Source organism: Microtetraspora malaysiensis, from assembly GCF_001528665.1.
Taxonomy (GTDB): Bacteria; Actinomycetota; Actinomycetes; order Streptosporangiales; family Streptosporangiaceae; genus Microtetraspora_A; species Microtetraspora_A malaysiensis.
The window spans coordinates 98,724-114,120 of sequence record NZ_BBYJ01000029.1; the positions used below are offsets into that span (position 1 = coordinate 98,724).

Annotated in this window: 12 protein-coding genes; 6 read left to right on the forward strand and 6 right to left on the reverse strand. The window is 71.9% G+C overall.

Annotated elements, in window-relative coordinates:
* Positions 1-208: 208 nt before the first annotated feature.
* Positions 209-3,775 carry a serine/threonine-protein kinase gene (locus AWQ71_RS32540; protein ID WP_067140630.1) on the reverse strand — a complete coding sequence of 1,189 codons (3,567 nt, stop codon included), beginning with the start codon at positions 3,773-3,775 and terminating at the stop codon, positions 209-211.
* Positions 3,776-4,076: 301 nt separating this feature from the next.
* Between AWQ71_RS32540 and AWQ71_RS32545 the strand changes: the two genes are divergently transcribed.
* The 4 genes from AWQ71_RS32545 to AWQ71_RS32560 all read left to right on the forward strand — a co-directional run bounded on the left by AWQ71_RS32545 (position 4,077) and on the right by AWQ71_RS32560 (position 8,093).
* Positions 4,077-5,057, forward strand: a complete 981-nt coding sequence (locus AWQ71_RS32545) for a patatin-like phospholipase family protein (protein ID WP_067140633.1) — start codon at positions 4,077-4,079, stop codon at positions 5,055-5,057.
* Positions 5,058-5,335: 278 nt separating this feature from the next.
* Positions 5,336-6,004 (forward strand): hypothetical protein, encoded by a 669-nt coding sequence (locus AWQ71_RS32550; RefSeq protein ID WP_067140636.1) that lies wholly within the window; start codon positions 5,336-5,338, stop codon positions 6,002-6,004.
* Positions 6,005-6,186: 182 nt separating this feature from the next.
* Positions 6,187-7,365: a biotin synthase BioB gene (gene bioB, locus AWQ71_RS32555; protein ID WP_067140639.1), complete on the forward strand. Its 1,179-nt coding sequence runs from the start codon at positions 6,187-6,189 to the stop codon at positions 7,363-7,365.
* A 194-nt stretch (positions 7,366-7,559) separates the two neighbouring features.
* A complete protein-coding gene (locus AWQ71_RS32560) occupies positions 7,560-8,093 on the forward strand; it encodes a DUF421 domain-containing protein (RefSeq protein WP_067140641.1) in 534 nt (177 codons plus the stop codon).
* 58 nt (positions 8,094-8,151) lie between these two features.
* On the opposite strand, the gene AWQ71_RS32565 is transcribed toward AWQ71_RS32560, so the two are convergent.
* Positions 8,152-9,267 (reverse strand): PP2C family protein-serine/threonine phosphatase, encoded by a 1,116-nt coding sequence (locus tag AWQ71_RS32565; protein ID WP_067140645.1) that lies wholly within the window; start codon positions 9,265-9,267, stop codon positions 8,152-8,154.
* Between the two features lie 274 nt (positions 9,268-9,541).
* Between AWQ71_RS32565 and AWQ71_RS32570 the strand changes: the two genes are divergently transcribed.
* Positions 9,542-10,141, forward strand: coding sequence for a mycothiol-dependent nitroreductase Rv2466c family protein (locus tag AWQ71_RS32570; RefSeq protein ID WP_067140693.1), 600 nt, complete (start codon positions 9,542-9,544; stop codon positions 10,139-10,141).
* Positions 10,142-10,158: 17 nt separating this feature from the next.
* A complete protein-coding gene (locus AWQ71_RS32575; RefSeq protein ID WP_067140648.1) occupies positions 10,159-11,499 on the forward strand; it encodes an MFS transporter in 1,341 nt (446 codons plus the stop codon).
* A gap of 28 nt (positions 11,500-11,527) precedes the next feature.
* Here AWQ71_RS32575 and AWQ71_RS32580 read toward each other — a convergent pair whose 3' ends face one another.
* The 4 genes from AWQ71_RS32580 to AWQ71_RS32595 form a co-directional block, all read right to left on the reverse strand.
* Positions 11,528-12,694: a CU044_5270 family protein gene (locus AWQ71_RS32580; protein WP_067140650.1), complete on the reverse strand. Its 1,167-nt coding sequence runs from the start codon at positions 12,692-12,694 to the stop codon at positions 11,528-11,530.
* Positions 12,687-13,286, reverse strand: coding sequence for an RNA polymerase sigma factor (locus AWQ71_RS32585; RefSeq protein WP_245658707.1), 600 nt, complete (start codon positions 13,284-13,286; stop codon positions 12,687-12,689). The genes AWQ71_RS32580 and AWQ71_RS32585 overlap by 8 nt, the downstream gene beginning before the upstream one ends.
* 186 nt (positions 13,287-13,472) lie before the next feature.
* A complete protein-coding gene (locus tag AWQ71_RS32590; protein ID WP_157570714.1) occupies positions 13,473-13,796 on the reverse strand; it encodes a hypothetical protein in 324 nt (107 codons plus the stop codon).
* A gap of 1,227 nt (positions 13,797-15,023) precedes the next feature.
* The coding region (locus AWQ71_RS32595; protein WP_169806687.1) for an HNH endonuclease signature motif containing protein at positions 15,024-15,397 on the reverse strand (374 nt) is incomplete at its 5' end.

The following is a 15,397-nucleotide window of genomic DNA, read 5'->3' on the forward strand; positions in this document are numbered from 1 at the left end:
CGATAGCAGCTCTGACGTGTCGCCTACATTCATTCGGCTCCTTATGTAGTGACTACTACAGGCTCACCGCAATAGTGCCCCGGGAGCGACGCGGGCGCAAGGGGGCGAACGCTCCGGTCGTGGCACGCGGGCCGAACGCTCCCATGAAGACGGGCGAAGCCGCCGGCGGTCGGCTGCAGGGGGCGCTCAGCGGTTACCTGAGCCGCGGTCAGGGGGCGCAGATGTCCCGATATGACGCGCCGGGGAGATCACGGGCCCATTCGGCCTCGGTGAGCGTGCGCCCGGCACGGGCGCAGACGGCGGCGACGAGGTCGTCCGGATCGACGGCGACCTCCCGCAGCGTCCCGGTCGCGTCGAGGATGCGCAGGACGCGGCCGCCGGAGGCGAAGGCGGCGGTCTCGACGTCGGCGCTCCCGCCGGGTATCGACGACCCCATCTTGGCGGGTGTCGCGGGATCCCAGAGTTGAACGGTCCCGTCCCCGAGCACGGACGCGACCACGTCGCCTCTCGGGGAGAACGCGAGGCCGGAGATCCCGGAATCCGTGGAGGTGAGCCGGAAGACGGGGCCGTGTCTGCGGTCCGCGGCGAGGTCCCAGAAGGTCAGGCGGCCGGCGATGTCTCCGGTGGTGAGGATCCGACCGTCGGGGCTGAACGCGGCGGAGAAGACCATGGACGCGTCGATGCCGCCGGGCCCCACCGCGGGGCCGGAGGGACGACCCGTGGACAGGTCGATCAGGTGGTTGGCCGTGGAACCGAGCGGGACGACCATGGTGCTCCCGGGCCTGAAGGCGATCTCCATACTGCCGGGCAGGTCGATCGTCTTGATCCAGCGGCCCTGCCGCATGTCCCGGACGAGAAGCCGGTGATGCCGCTCCTGCGTTCCGTCCTGCTCAGGGGTGTCCGCCAGTACGGCGAGAAGGCCGCCGTCGGCGTTCGCGGCCAGGCCGGTCGCGTACCAGCCCCGGGGAAGGGTGACGCGCTCCGTCTGCGCGTGCCGCCCGGTGTCCCAGACGCGGATGACGTCGCCGGCGAGGCCGTCAACGAAGGCGAGCAGGCGCCCGTCGCCGCTGAACGCGAGCTGCAGGATGTTCTCCGCCTCCGTCAGCCGGATGGGCGCGCCGAGGGTGCGGCGGCGTGCCGCGTCCCACAGGACGAGCTCCCGGGCGTCGGCCGCGTGCGTCACCAGGAGCCGGCCGTCGGGGCTGAGCAACGCGCTGTCCGGCGGGGCCCCGGGTAGCCGCGGCGGGGCGAGGAGGTCGGAGATGTCGAGGGCCACGACGGTGTCGTCCACCAGGTAGCGCAGGGTCGTGCCGTCGAAGCCGAATGCCTGCGCGTCCACCCGATAGGTCAGCAACGTTCTTCCCGTCGCGACCTCGATGAGCTGGACGTTCTTGTCACCTCCGGCCACGAGGAGGCGCCCGTCCGGGCTGAAGCGGACCCGGCCGCCGTTCGAGTCCCAGCCCAGACCCGGCTGAGCCGGGAGCAGCCGTCCGGTCCTGAGGTCGATCAGGGAGACGCCCGACCGCGTGGCGCAGGCCAGGGTGTGGCCGTCCGGGCTGATCGCGATGGACTGGGCGGCTCCCGTGCAGGCGTCCTTCTCGTGCCATCGGCGCACCGGGTGGCCGCCCGGCAGGCGCCAGAGGTGGAACCCGCCGCGAAGGTCCGCGAACGCCACCAGGTCGCCCGACTGGCTGAAGGACGCGTTCATGACCCCGGAGAGTGAGGAGTAGGTCGCGCCGGTGCGGATGTCCCACAGCGTCGTGCCGTCCCCCTGGTGGATCTCCAGATAGCGGTCACTCGTGCCGGCCACCACGCCGGTGAACGGCACCGCGGGCTCCAGCTTGAACACCTTGCCGGTCGGCTTGCCGGTCGTCGTGTTCCACACGTGAACCGCGGTCGGCGGGCCGTCCCGCCGCCCCGACGCCACCGCGAGGATCCTGCCGCTCGCGCTGAGCGCGGCGCCGATCAGCACGTCGCCGTCGATGCCCAGGCCGTCCCATCCGCCGATCCGCTTCCCGCTCCTGAGGTCGTAGATCCGGACGCCCCGGGCGGTCACGCCGACCAGCCTGCGCCCGTCCGCGGAGATCATCCGTACGGACTCGCCGGTGGACTCGGGGTCGGTGAAGACCGCGCGCTCACGCTGCGCCCAGGAGTTCTGCAGCGCGCCCCGGGTCTGGGTCGTCCTGGCCAGCCGCCAGGAGGCGGCGCCGAGCAGCATGGCCCGCACGGGGTCCGACGTACGGATGCTGTCGGCCTCGGCGGCGGCCTGGCCGGCGAGGGCCTGGTCCCGCTGCTGCGCGACGACACCGCTCTGCCGTACGGCTGTCGCGCCGGCCGCGACCGAGACGGCGAGCAGCGCGGCCAGGACGGCGGTCAGCAGCCTCCGGCGGCGGACGCGGCGGCGGGTGGCCCCGTCGCAGGCGGCGAGGAAGTCGCGCTCCATCGGACCGAGCCTGAGGTGGCGGCGGCCGGTGGCGGCCCAGCGCACGGCGGTCTCCAGCCGGCCGCCCTGCAGGGTGTCGCCCTCGCGCCGCCCGTGGCCGTCCCATTGCCGGGCCGCCGCCCGGATCATCTCGTGTACGGCGAGGCCGTGGCGCTCGTCGTCCACCCACGCCCGCAGGCGGGGCCAGGCGCGCAGCAACCCGGGCCGGGCGAGCGCGATCTCGTCGCCCCGGGGCGCGACCAGGTAGGCGAAGACGTCGAGGATCCGCTGGAGAGCCGCCGTTTCGTCGGCGGGTCTGCCGTCGAACAGTTCGGCATGGGGGACCGGCCGGAGCGTGATCTCCCCGCCCTCGCCCGCGCGCACCATCCGGAGGAAGACGTCGGGCACCAGGTTGCGCTCGGTCTCGCTGAGGAATCCGTACGCGTCCTCGGCGAGCGTCGCCAGACCGGGATCGGGGGCGAGGCCGAGGCCCAGCAGCCCGGCCTCGGCGCTGCCCGCCCTGAGGAGGTCGGCGGGGCTGTCGCCGGAGCCGGTGAGCAGACCGAGGAGGAGCTCCCGTGCGGTGGGCCGCCCGAGCGGGTCCTTGCTGAGGGCGGCCTCGACGAGCGGGCGGAGGGAGTCGGGCAGCCCGCCGAGATCGGGGTCGGTCGCCAGCACGCGGTGCATGACCGCCCCCAGGCTCTCCGCGCGGAACGGGTCGTCGCCGCTCGCGGCGTACAGGACGATCGCGCCCCACGAGAACACGTCCGCCGGAGCTCCCGCGCGCCGGCCCATGAAGACCTCCGGCGCCATGTAGGTGGGCGTACCCGTGACGAGTCCGCTCGCGGTGAGGGACATCTCCAGCGTTCTGGCGACCCCGAAGTCGATCACCCGTGGGCCGTCCGGCCCGAGGAGCACGTTGTCCGGCTTGAGGTCCCGGTGGATGACGCCGGCGTCGTGAATGGCCGCCAGCGCGGTCGCCACGGCCGTTGCCAGGCGGTGCAGGTCGTCGCCGCCGAACCGGCGGCCCTCCGCGACCGCTCTGCGCAGGCTCGGCCCCTCGACGTACTCGCTGACGATGTACGGCTTGGGCCCGTCGAGGTCGACGGCGAGGACGCGGGCCGTGCAGAAGGAGGCGACCCGGCGGGCCGCCGTGGCCTCCTTGCCGAACCGGGCGCGTAGGGCGGGATCGCCCGCCGCGTCGCCGTGGAGGACCTTGACGGCGACCCGGACGCCCTCGGGGTCGTAGGCCTCGTAGACGACGCCCTGCCCGCCCGCGCCCACACGTCCGGCGAGCCAGTAGTCCCCCAGCCGCGGAGGGTCTCCGGGAAGCAGGGCAGATGCGAGCGCCATACGATCGGCTCCCTCCGGCTGGTCACGAGTACGAGCGATTAGACACCGGACGAGGGGGAGAAGTTCCGCGTTCTTTCGCCGTGTGCCGGGGCCATGAGTTCCGGACAGCGTGCGAGCCGCTCGCTGACGAGGCAGCGGACAACCACCACGAGTTCAGGCCACCGGCCGGTACGCCTCAGTTGGACGCGTACGGCGGCTTCCCCGGCGTCGCGCCTCGTCGGCTCGCGTTCGGAGCGCGAGCGAACGACCGCATCCGGGGCATGTCATCAGGCGGGCGGCACAGGGGACCCGGGGGGAGATCATGACGACAGCGTTCATCCTGTGGGGAGGCGGCAGCCTCGGCGCCGTCCAGGTCGGCATGCTCCGCGCGCTCACCCGGCAGGGGATCCACGCCGACATGGTGGTGGGCGCGTCGGTGGGCGCGCTCAACGGCGCGTACTACGCCGCGCGGCCCGATGTGGAGGGCGTGGAGGAGCTCGCCCGGCTGTGGCTGTCGGTGAGCAGCCACGACGTCTACCCGCTGAGCAGGACGGAAGCCCTGCGCAGCTTGGCGGCCAACCTTCCCTTCCACCCTCTTCGCGGCGCTCTGCAGGCGTTCGGGGCGTTGAACTACGCATTTCCCATCAATCCGGTCACGGTCACCGAGGCGATGCTGGGCCGTCGCAACTACCTGTTCGACAACCACTCCATGCGGCGGTTCCTCCAGCGCATACTTCCGATCCGCGATCTGGAGGAGACCCGGGTCCCGCTCTCGGTGCTGACCGCCGACGTCCGCAGCGGGCACGCCGTCGTCCTCTCCCGCGGATCGGCGCTGGCGGCCCTGCTCGCCAGCGCCGCCATCCCCGGTCTCTACCCCACCGTCACCATCGACGACCAGGTGTTGATGGACGGCGGGGTCGCGGACCAGACGACTCTTGACTACGCCGTGGACGCGGGGGCCGACGAGGTGTACCTGCTCGCGCCCGGTTTCTCCTGCCATCTCCCGGGGGCGCCGTCCACGGCGATCGCCATGGCGTTGCACGGATACAACCTGCTCAGCGAGCAGCGCATCAGCGCCTCCATCCGGCACAACACGTCACGTACGCGGATGCACGTGCTGCCGCCGCTGTGTCCGGTGGAGGTCTTGCCCATCGACTTCGCGCAGACAGCCGACCTGATCGACCGCGCCACGCGAGCCACGGCGCACTGGCTGGAGCGGCGCGAGCCACACCCGGGCCTCACCCGGTCCCTGGACGATCGCCATGCCCGGCATCCGGGCCACGGGAGGGCGGCGGGCAGGTGATCGAGGGGGCGGACACTCGCGTGGCGGAGCGTACGAACTGAGCGTCGTGCGTGGGCTGACCAGGGCCGATATGCGATCGGATATCTGTTCATTATTGGTAGCGATATTTGACATGTTTTATCCGCATTGCTGGACTTGCTGGCCATGACGCAGAGCGCGCATTTTCTCGAGTACGCCCAGGACCGCACGCGGACGCGCGGACGCCGGTGGGGTACGCCCGTGTCGGCTCCGCTTTCCGGCGCCGGGAACGCGCGGTGAATGCCGAGCGGGCTACGCTCGTGAAACGCGCGGCGGCCGCCGCCGTCACGCTGGTCGGCGGAATGGCGCTGGCGTTCGCCGCGTTCGGCGAAGGCGCCCTGAACAGCCTCTTCCTGGTCGTCGTACCGGGACTGCTGGTCGCGGTGTTCGTCCTGCCGATCTGGTCGGCGGTCCGCCACGGCGGCCGACGCCGGATCGGGTGGTGGGCCGCCGCTCTGCTGGGCGCCGGGCTGCTGCTCCTGGCTGTGATCGAACCGAGGTACGCGCTGCTGCCGGTGCTCGCCGCCGCGCTGTTCCTGATCTTGGGGTGGCCGTTGACCGCGACCGCCGCCTGCGTGATGGCGGTCGTGGCCGTCAGATCCGTACGGTCGTCAGGGCTGACGGCCCGGCGGACGTGGGCGCGGCTGTCGTGGGCCGGGCTGCTGGGCCTCCTGGCGACCTACGGATACGGACTCACCCGCCTGGACGCCGGGATGGTGGATGTCAAGGACCGGGTGTGCCGCTTCGACTACGACGCGTCAGGCGGGGCGGCCGGATCCGGTGGAGAGCAGAGCCTGCTGCCGCTCAGCGACACCTTGTGCGGCGCCGACACGGTGCCCGGGTTCGTCAACCCGCTGCTGGCCGTCTTCGCCGTCCTCCTGGCGGTGTCCGTGGCGGGCTACATCAGGGCCCGGCGCCGGGCGAGGTGAACCGCGCGCCCCGTCGTCACGGTCGAGGATGGCCGCCGTCGACGAGCGGGCGTGCGTCCCGGGCAGCGGACACCGCGGGCCTCCGGCGCCGGGCACGCTGTCGGGACCGGCACATCTTGATCGGTCCGCCTTGTAGGTGCCGGTCCTTGGACCGACCGCCCCATCAGGTGAGGATCGGCGCCATGGACCTGCTGAACACTCTGGTGGACAAGGGGCTGCGGCGCGAGACGCCGACCCGGGCCGAGGCGCTGGCGGTGCTGGCGACCGGCGACGACGACCTGCTCGACGTGGTGGCCGCCGCCGGCAAGGTGCGCCGGCGCTGGTTCGGCCGCCGGGTCAAGCTCAACTACCTGGTCAACCTGAAGTCGGGGCTGTGCCCCGAGGACTGCTCGTACTGCTCGCAGCGGCTGGGGTCGAAGGCGGAGGTCCTGACCTACACGTGGCTGAAGCCGGAGCAGGCGGCGGCCGCCGCCGAGGCGGGTGTGGCGGGCGGTGCCAAGCGGGTGTGCCTGGTGGCGAGCGGACGCGGCCCGACCGGGCGGGACGTGGAGCGGGTCGCCGACACCATCGCCGCGATCAAGGAGCGGGACGCGGACGTGGAGATCTGCGTCTGTCTCGGGCTCCTGGCCGAGGGGCAGGCGGCGCGGCTGCGGGAGGCCGGCGCCCACGCCTACAACCACAACCTCAACACCGCCGAGGCGGTGTACGGCGACATCTGCACCACGCACGGGTTCGCCGACCGGGTCGGCACCGTACAGCGGGCCCGCGCCGAAGGTATGTCGGCCTGCTCCGGCCTGATCGCGGGCATGGGGGAAACCGACCAGGACCTGGTGGACGTGGTGTTCGCGCTGCGTGAGCTGGACGTGGACTCGGTCCCGGTGAACTTCCTGATCCCGTTCACGGGCACCCCGATGGCCGGGGAATGGGCCCTGACGCCGCAGCGTTGCCTGCGGATCCTGGCGATGGCGCGGTTCGTCTGCCCGGACATCGAGGTCCGGGTCGCCGGCGGCCGGGAGATCCATCTGCGGACGCTGCAGCCGCTCGCGCTGCACATCGCGAACGCGATCTTCCTGGGCGACTACCTGACGAGCGAAGGCCAGGCGGGCAAGGCCGACCTGGACATGATCACGGACGCGGGCTTCGAGGTGGAGGAGCGGGACGCCGCCACGCTGCCCGAGCATCGACGGGACCCGGTCGCCGCCGGAGACGGCGTGCTCGACGGCGACGGCGACGGTGACGGCGACGGTGACGAGGACAGTGACGGCGACGGCCCGGAGCGGGAAACCGCCGGATCCGCCCGTGCCGACCTGGTGGCGGTGCGCCGCCGCGGCGCCGGTACGGATCTACCGCCGAACGCCTGACGTACCGCACGTCCTCGGCCTGCCGGAGCGTGTCTCGACGGCGCACCGCGAACCAAGGTCGTCCATGGTGCGTTCCAGTCCTTGCCCAGCGGCGATAGCGGCGCCGGGGACAGGGGGAAGGCCATCCGGTGGGGGAGGACGGCGGCCACCCGGCGCCTCGGCCGAGCTCCTCCCGCGATCCTTTGGGAGGAGCCGTGTCGCTGTTGTTCGGGCAGGTCGCGACCTTGGGGTGGGTGGCCGTCAAGACGATCCTGCTCTACGTCACCGCCGTGGCCGGCCTGCGGCTGACCAAGCGACGCATGATCGCGGAGCTGTCGCCGTTCGACTTCGTGGCCGCGGTCGCCGTCGGCGCGATCGTCGGGCGCACCGCGACGGCGTTGGACACCTCCTACCTCACCGGAGCGGCGGCCCTCCTCACGGTGATCGCCGTCCACGCCGCCATAACGCAGCTGCGACTGCGCTACCCGTTTCCCCACTGGTTCGATCACGCGCCGCGCGTTCTCGTGACCGAAGGAAAGATCCACCCGAGGCAGCTCAGGCGGTCCGGACTCACCGAGGGGGACCTGCACACGATCCTGCGCCAGCGGGGTGTCATGTCCCTTTCCTCCGTACGCTACGTGATCTTCGAGGCGAAAGGGGTGATCAGCGTCATCGGCAGCGGCACCGACGTGGGGGACGTCGCCCAGGAAGCGCTGGAGCGCGTGGAACATCCGGCCACCGGTGAATGATCCCCCGGCTTCGCCGACGGACGCGGTCGTCCCGGCGACGTCCGCGGCACCCGGCCGGTCAGTGATCGGGGGCGCGCTGGACGGCGATCGCGGCGGCGTCGTCGGCCAGGCGTCCGCCGACGTGGGCGAGCAGATCGGCGCGCAGGTGGTGGACGAGCGCCGGAGGGGTGTCCCCGGCCCAGGAGGCGGCACGTTCGGCGAGTGGGTAGAAGAGGCCCTCGGGGCTCCGGGCCTCCACGACGCCGTCGGTGTACAGCAGGAGCAGGTCGCCGGGTTCGAGGGTGAAGGTGTCCGCGCGGTAGTCCGGGGCGGCCAGATCGCCCAGGCCCAGCGGCGGCGCGGGACACATGGCATGAAGCGTGATGACCTGCCGGCCGCGGAGCAGCAGGGGAGGCGGGTGTCCGCAGGACACCATGCGCATCCGCGGCTGCGCGTCCGGGATGTCGAGGATCACGGCGGTGATGAAGCACTCCCCGGCCTTCTCCGGTTCCGAGGATTCGGCCAGGTTCCAGCAGACGCTGTGGTCCAGATAGGTGACGAGATCGGACAGGGCGGCCTGGCGGTGGGCGGCCTCGCGGAAGGCGAAGAGCAGCAGGGCGGCGTCGCTGACGGCGGTCAGGCCCTTGCCCATTACGTCGCCGACGATCAGCCGGGTGGCGTCGGCCGTTCGCGCGGCCGCGTAAAGGTCGCCGCCGATCTGCGCGTGTTCCTGCGTCGCCAGATACATCGACGCCACGCGCAGCGGCCCGAGCCGCTGCGGCAACGGCCGGAGCACCACCCGCTGTGCGGCCTCCGACACCGTACGCACCTGCGCCAGTTCACGAACGCGCCGATCCCGCAGGTACCGGAACGCCGTCACGATCACCGAGACGACCACCAGCGAGATGATCTGGGACTGGAAGTACATCGTGCTGAGCAGGTGCTGGTCCAGGATCACGCCGACGGACACCAGGCCCACGACGGCGATCGCGGCGACCATCGCGGTGGCGAAGGCGCCGGCGAATGACGCGGTGATCGCGGGCGCCACGACCAGCAGCGGCCCCATCGGGATCCCGATGGGGGTCAGCAGGTCGGCCACCATGATGGCCGCGATCAGGCCGAGCGGGAACGCCAGCAGGGCGTCACTGGCCTGCCAGGGGCGATGCCGGTGCGGTATCAGCCGCCGCGGGCGCATACCTCCTGCTTACACCCGGCCGCGCCGCGCGGTCCCGGTAGGTACCGCGCTGCGGTCCGGAGCGGCGAGGAGGGCCCGGCTTCGGCGGGAACGCGACGGGGCCGCCCGTCATGACCGGGGCCGGCGACCGGCCCATGTTGGCCCAATCAAGTAGATCGAAATTGGCTCTGCCATTGGGCCAAGCGGCACTTTACGTTGATGGTGTCGGACTTCGCCCGCCTGGGGCGAGACCTGGTGACACGAACGAGGAGACGGTGACGTGACGATCGCGGACATGTGGTTCGACCCGAAGTGCCCCTGGGCCTGGATCGCGTCGCGCTGGCTGCTGGAGGTCGAGCGGGTACGCGACGTGCGGGTGCGCTTCCACGTCATGAGCCTGGCGATGCTCAACGACGGCCGCGACGACCTGGAGGAGTGGTACCGCGAGTGGCTCCGCGACGCCTGGGGTCCGGTGCGGGTCGCGATCGCGGCCGAGCAGAAGTACGGCAACGAGGTGCTGCGCGACCTCTACACCGCGCTCGGCACCCGGATCCACCTGGAGAAGGCGCCGGTCGGCCGTGACCTGTACGCCGCCGCGCTGGCCGAGGTCGGCCTGTCCACCGCTCTCGCCGACGCCGCGGACGGCACGGACTACGACGAGGCGCTGCGGGTCAGCCAGCGGGCGGGCCTGGACCCGGTGGGCGAGGACCTCGGCACGCCGGCGATCCACGTGCCGGGGCCGGACGGCCGGACGATCGCGTTCTTCGGGCCGGTCGTGACGCCGACGCCCCGGGGCGAGGCGGCCGGGCGGCTCTGGGACGGCGTGCTCCTGACGGCGGGCACCGAGGGGTTCTCCGAGCTGAAGCGCGCCCGCACCCGTCCGGTCGTCGGCTGAGAGGGGCGAGGCGACCGATGCTCCGCCGGATCCTCCCGCCGCAGGGACCTCCGCGCCTGCTCGCGCTGGCCCAGCTCGCCGGCGCGGTCGGCGACGGCGCGTTCATCGTGTGCTCGGCGTTGTTCTTCACCCGGATCGTGGGGCTGTCCCCGACACAGGTCGGCTTCGGCCTGACCCTCGGCTGGGGCGTCGGCTCCGTGGCCGGGATCCCGCTCGGCCACCTCGCCGACCGGCGGGGCCCCCGGGGCACGGCGATCCTGCTCGCGGTCGCCACCGCCGCGGCGATCGGGTCGTTCCTCCTCGTCCGGTCGCCCTGGGCGTTCACGGTGGCGGCCTGCCTGTATGCGAGCTGCCAGTCCGGGCTCACCGCCGCCCGGCAGGCGCTGCTCGCCGGGCTCGTGGACCGGGAGCGGCGGACCGAGATCCGCGCCTACCTCCAGTCGACGGTCAACGGAGGGCTCGCGCTCGGCGCGGCGCTCGGCGGGGTGGCCCTGCAGCTCGACACCCGGGAGGCATATCTCACGATCTTCACCATGGACGCGGCGAGCTTCCTGGCGGCCGCCCTGGTGCTGCGCCGGCTGCCCGCCGTGGCGGTCCCTGCCGCTCCGGCTCCGGGGACCGCACCGGTCGTCGCCGCCGGCCCGAAGCTCGCCGTGCTGCGGGACCGGCCGTACGCGCTGGTCACGTTCCTCAACATGATCATGATGCTGTACATGCCGCTGCTCAGTCTGGTGTTGCCGCTGTGGATCGTGGGGCACACAGCAGCTCCGCACTGGACGGTGTCGGCACTGCTGGTCGTCAACACGGCGAGCGTCGTGCTGTTCCAGGTACGGGTGGCCCGCGGGGTGACGGGTCTGCGTACCGCGTCGCGATTCGTCCGGCGCTCCGGCGTGGTCATGCTCGCCGCGTGCGCCGTCTTCGCACTGTCGGCCACGGGCGCCTCGGCCACGGGCGCCTCGGCCTGGACGGCCGTGGCCGTCCTGCTCGCGGGCGCCGCCCTGCAGGCGATCGGGGAGATGACGCTGTCGGCCGGCGCGTGGGAGATCGGCTTCGGCCTGGCGCCCTCGGACAAGCAGGGCCAGTACCAGGGCTTCTTCGGCAGCGGCGCGGCGATCGCGCGGATGCTGGGGCCGCTGCTGCTGACCACGCTGGTCATGGGCCATGGGACGCCCGGCTGGCTGCTGCTCGGCGGCCTGTTCCTGGCGGCGGGCGCGGCGATGGGCCCGGCCGTCCGCTGGGCGGAGCGCACCCGGGCGACGGAGCCGCCCGGGCCCGAGCCCGTACGTACGACGCCCGCCGGGTCCGATGCCACACCGGAGGCCGCCGGACCGGAGCCCCTGTCTGCGAGCGGCTGCTGAGTCCGGCGGCCACGAGGCCCCGCGACGATCAGAAGTACAGGGGAGCGCGGAGCTTGGTCCGCTTGGCCGGCAGGTCGGGTTCTCCGTCCCTCCAGCCGGTCTGCTCGATCGCCTTGAAGGAGAAGACGTCCCCCGCCCGCTCCTGGTCTGTGGTCGTGCCGGCGACCAGATCGAACGAGAGCGGCCTCCCGGAGCTCGGATCGATCACCAGCCGCTCCTTCCTCGGCACCCCCTTCTCGACCCGGGTGATGGCCTGTCCGGTACGGCCCAGCGCGTCCACGACCTCGCCCGTCGCCGTCACCCCGGGCAACGAGGCGAGCATCTCGTAGACGGCGGACGTGACCTCCGGCGAGATCGGGGTATTGCTGACGAGGTTCGTGCCGATGTCGAACAGGTACCGGCCGATGTCGGGGTCGGCGTCGTTCGTCCGCTTGATCTCCTTCGCCACGAGGGGTTCCAGGTAGGCGCGGAGCCCCTCGCCGGTCGTCGGCAGCTTCTCCAAATCGGCCAGCGTCATCGGGGTGGAGGGCAGGAGGCGCCCGACCGAGCCGCCGCTGGGCCACTGGTAGGCGTGTGGCTCTTCGGGCTCGGCCCGGATTTCCTCGCTCGGGGTCCTGATGGTTTCTCCCCCCTTCACGATCTCTTCGGACGGGTACGTCCAGACCTTCGGCGCTCCGGCGGCGCGCCACGCCTCCTCGTCCGCCGGGGTCGCGGGCGCCGCGCCGAGATACCGCTTGATCACCGAGGTGGGCTTGTCCGCCGCCCGGGGAACCCACAGCTCGTAGGAGTACGTCAGGAGCAGCGTGTAGCGGCCGGTGGGGTCCTTCTCCAGGCTGCCCCGGCGGATGCGCTGCACCCAGTGGTCGCCGTCCTCCGTGTTCCTGACCGCGTTCGCGGCGGTCAGGAGGATCTGCCGGGCCGACAGCCGTTCAGCCGAGGCGGTGGCCGTGATCGACGGCAGGGGGTGCTGTGGCGCCGCCCCTGAGGTGATCACCACGGTGGCCGCCGCGGCGACGCCGAGAAGCCCGGCGGCCACGGCCGTCCACCTGGCCGTCCTGAGCCCTGTTCGGCGTACCCGGGCACCCGCCGGGGCGTCGTGGATGGTGGCCAGCAGCCTGGCGCGGCCCGCTTCCACCACCTCCTCGGTCGGCGCGGACGGGGACAGCAGGTCGCGGACTTTCGTCAGGTCATCCATGGGTCTCTCCGAGCATGGGGTTGACATTGCCGAGGCGGGCTCGGAGTTTTCTGCGGACCCGATTGAGCCGGGACCCGACCGTCCCGAAGGGGATGTCCAGCGCCTGGGCCACCTCCTCGTAGGTCAGCTCGCCGAGCGCGACGAGCACCAGCACGTCGCGGTCGCGGTGCGGAAGGTCGCCGATGGCCGCCGCGAGCCGCCCCTGTGTGCTTGCGGCGGCCACCCTGGTGGCGACCAGGTCCTCGTGGCCGTGCTCCGCCGTGGTGTCCGGAGGTGTCCGCCGGAGCGCATCCAGCCTCCGCGTCTCGCTCCTGCGGTGCTGCGCCACGAGATTGGTCGCGATGCCGTACAGCCAGGGGAGTACGGCTCCGCGCGCCGGGTCGAAGGTGTCCCGTTTGCGGAAGGCGACGAGGAAGACTTCGGCGGCCAGATCGTCGGCGATCTGGCTGCCCAGCCGCCCACTGATGTAGGCGTAGATTTCCCGGAAATGTCGGTCGTACAGCGCCGCGAAACGGTCGGGTCGGTGGCGGGACTGCGCGATCAGGGTCGCGTCGTCGATCACGGCGGACAGCCTGTCTCTCTCCGCTGTCACGGGCCCTCCTCGTCCGTCCGGCGACCGGGGCCGCGTCTACTCGTGTCGTCGGGCAGGAGGCGCCCCTTCAGTGTGATCACACCCAGTACTCCGCCGCAGAGCCGATTACCCTTCACGCTTTTTCCATCAGGTCCCACGGCCTCCGGTCGATCGGCTCCGTAACTCGATGTGGAAGATCCGATCTACCTAAGCGGTCGGCTCCGGAAATCCTTCGGGTGGCCTGCCGGGCGATCGGGCGCGTCGGCCCAGTCGCGTGCGGCCGGCAGCACGATCTGCGCGCACCCGCGTCCGGTACTCGGGAATGTCCGAAGTGAGCACCACGGGGTTGTCGCCGTATTCGGCGCTGGGGGTCACGGCGGGCGGCGTGGCCTTGAACATCGGCATGTCGGCGGGCACCGCTGCCATCATCGCGGCGGTACCGGGCGCCTCCGCGAGCCGGGCGAGCCGGCCGAGCTCGGACTCCGGGACGCCGAAGAACAGTTCGTCGGCGATGCCCAGCGGAGCCGCCACCTCCTGCCTGAGTACTTGCGAGATCGGCTTGCCGGTGGCGGCCGCTGTCCGGATCGGCGACGCCCGCCACCGCGTCCACCACCAGCTCACCGTGCCGCTACACCGCGACCTGAACACCCAGCTCGGCGCCCGACTCCACCAGCTGGTCAATGGCCTGTTGCACAAGCTTCTGCATGATGTTCATGCCCTCTCGATCTTTGGTTGCGGCGCTTGTGGGCACCCTTCACCCGAGAGTCGGTACCAACGGTGAGATCTCGACATCCCCACAGCGCTACTCGGCGCTGCCCGACCACCAGGCTGGCCAAGCTGGGGATGATCTGGGACGAGAACCCAAACGAATGGGAGCATGCGCCCGCCCATTCGCGGCCCGCACCGGCCACCCGGCCATCTCCACCGCACGGCGGGGGCCCGGCGGCGCCTGCATCGGCCGGACGCTTCAAGCCGGCCGCCGGGCGGCCGCCCCGCTGGCCCGGGATTCGAGGTAGCGCCGCTCGGCGATGCTGGCGGTGGACTTCGCGGCGCGCCGGTGGTGTTCGTACGCCCCGGCCGTGTCGCCGGTCTTTCCAGCAGATGCGCCCGTACGGGCAGCAGCGGTGGTGCCCGTCTATCTGCAGAGCCGGGCCACGGCAGCCTCCGATGATGGCGGCAAATGCGGAGGGCACCAGTAGAGCACGAACGCCCCGAAGGATGAACTTGGGCAAACTCACACGAACCCGCGCGACTCCCCCCGCCGATGTCCGGCGCGTGAAGCGCCGGCACCTGGACTTCCGGCACGCACAGTTCGGCCATGCTGCCGGGCCGGTCGGTGGGTGGGCCCGCATCACCGGTGATCGACCGCCGCGCCGAGTCACTGCCTGTTCGCGCATCGTCTGCGGCGGCCCAAGGCAGGCGCGGAGGGGAGCTCCGGCACGCCGACGTCCGACGCGTGCAGTCCTGGAGCGTGGAATCCAAGTACGTGGGAGTTCCGGCACGCGGGTGCCCGGCGTGTGGGGCTCCGGCGTGTGGGGCTCCGGCGTGTGGGGGCCTTGGCGCGTGGAGTTCGGGCATGCTGCGGGGCCGGATCATCGAGTGGCCGCCGCGATCAAGCTCGTCGATCACGGTGGCGGGTCACGGCTCGCCGTTCGTCGATCATGGATCGGGACTCGCGGCTCGCCGTTCGCGGGTCGCGGATCACCGACCGCGGATCGCCGGTCGCCGGTCGAGGATGGCTGTTCGCGGGATTGTTGGTCACTGTCTGTCGGTCCAGTGTCGGGGGCGGAGCTTGGAATACCGGTGGAACCGCATCGACACGGTCCCGTCCCCCTGATCGATCACCTCTACCCGGTCCGGGTGGCGGGACTTCCACTTGTTGTCCGCCGCGCACAACGGCGCCAGGTTGTCCAAGTTCGTGTGGCCGGTCGGATACCAGGGTTCGATGTGGTCGATCTCGGCCAGATAGGCGGGGACGTCACACCCTTCACGACAGCAGGTCCGGTACATGGCCAGGATCGCCTCCCGCTGATCGGCCGAGGCCAGCCGGCGCGCCCGCCCGAAGTCCCGCATGATCCCGTCCGCGTCGCGGAGCACCCGCCTCAGTTCGGCGGTGTAGGCCATCCTGCGCG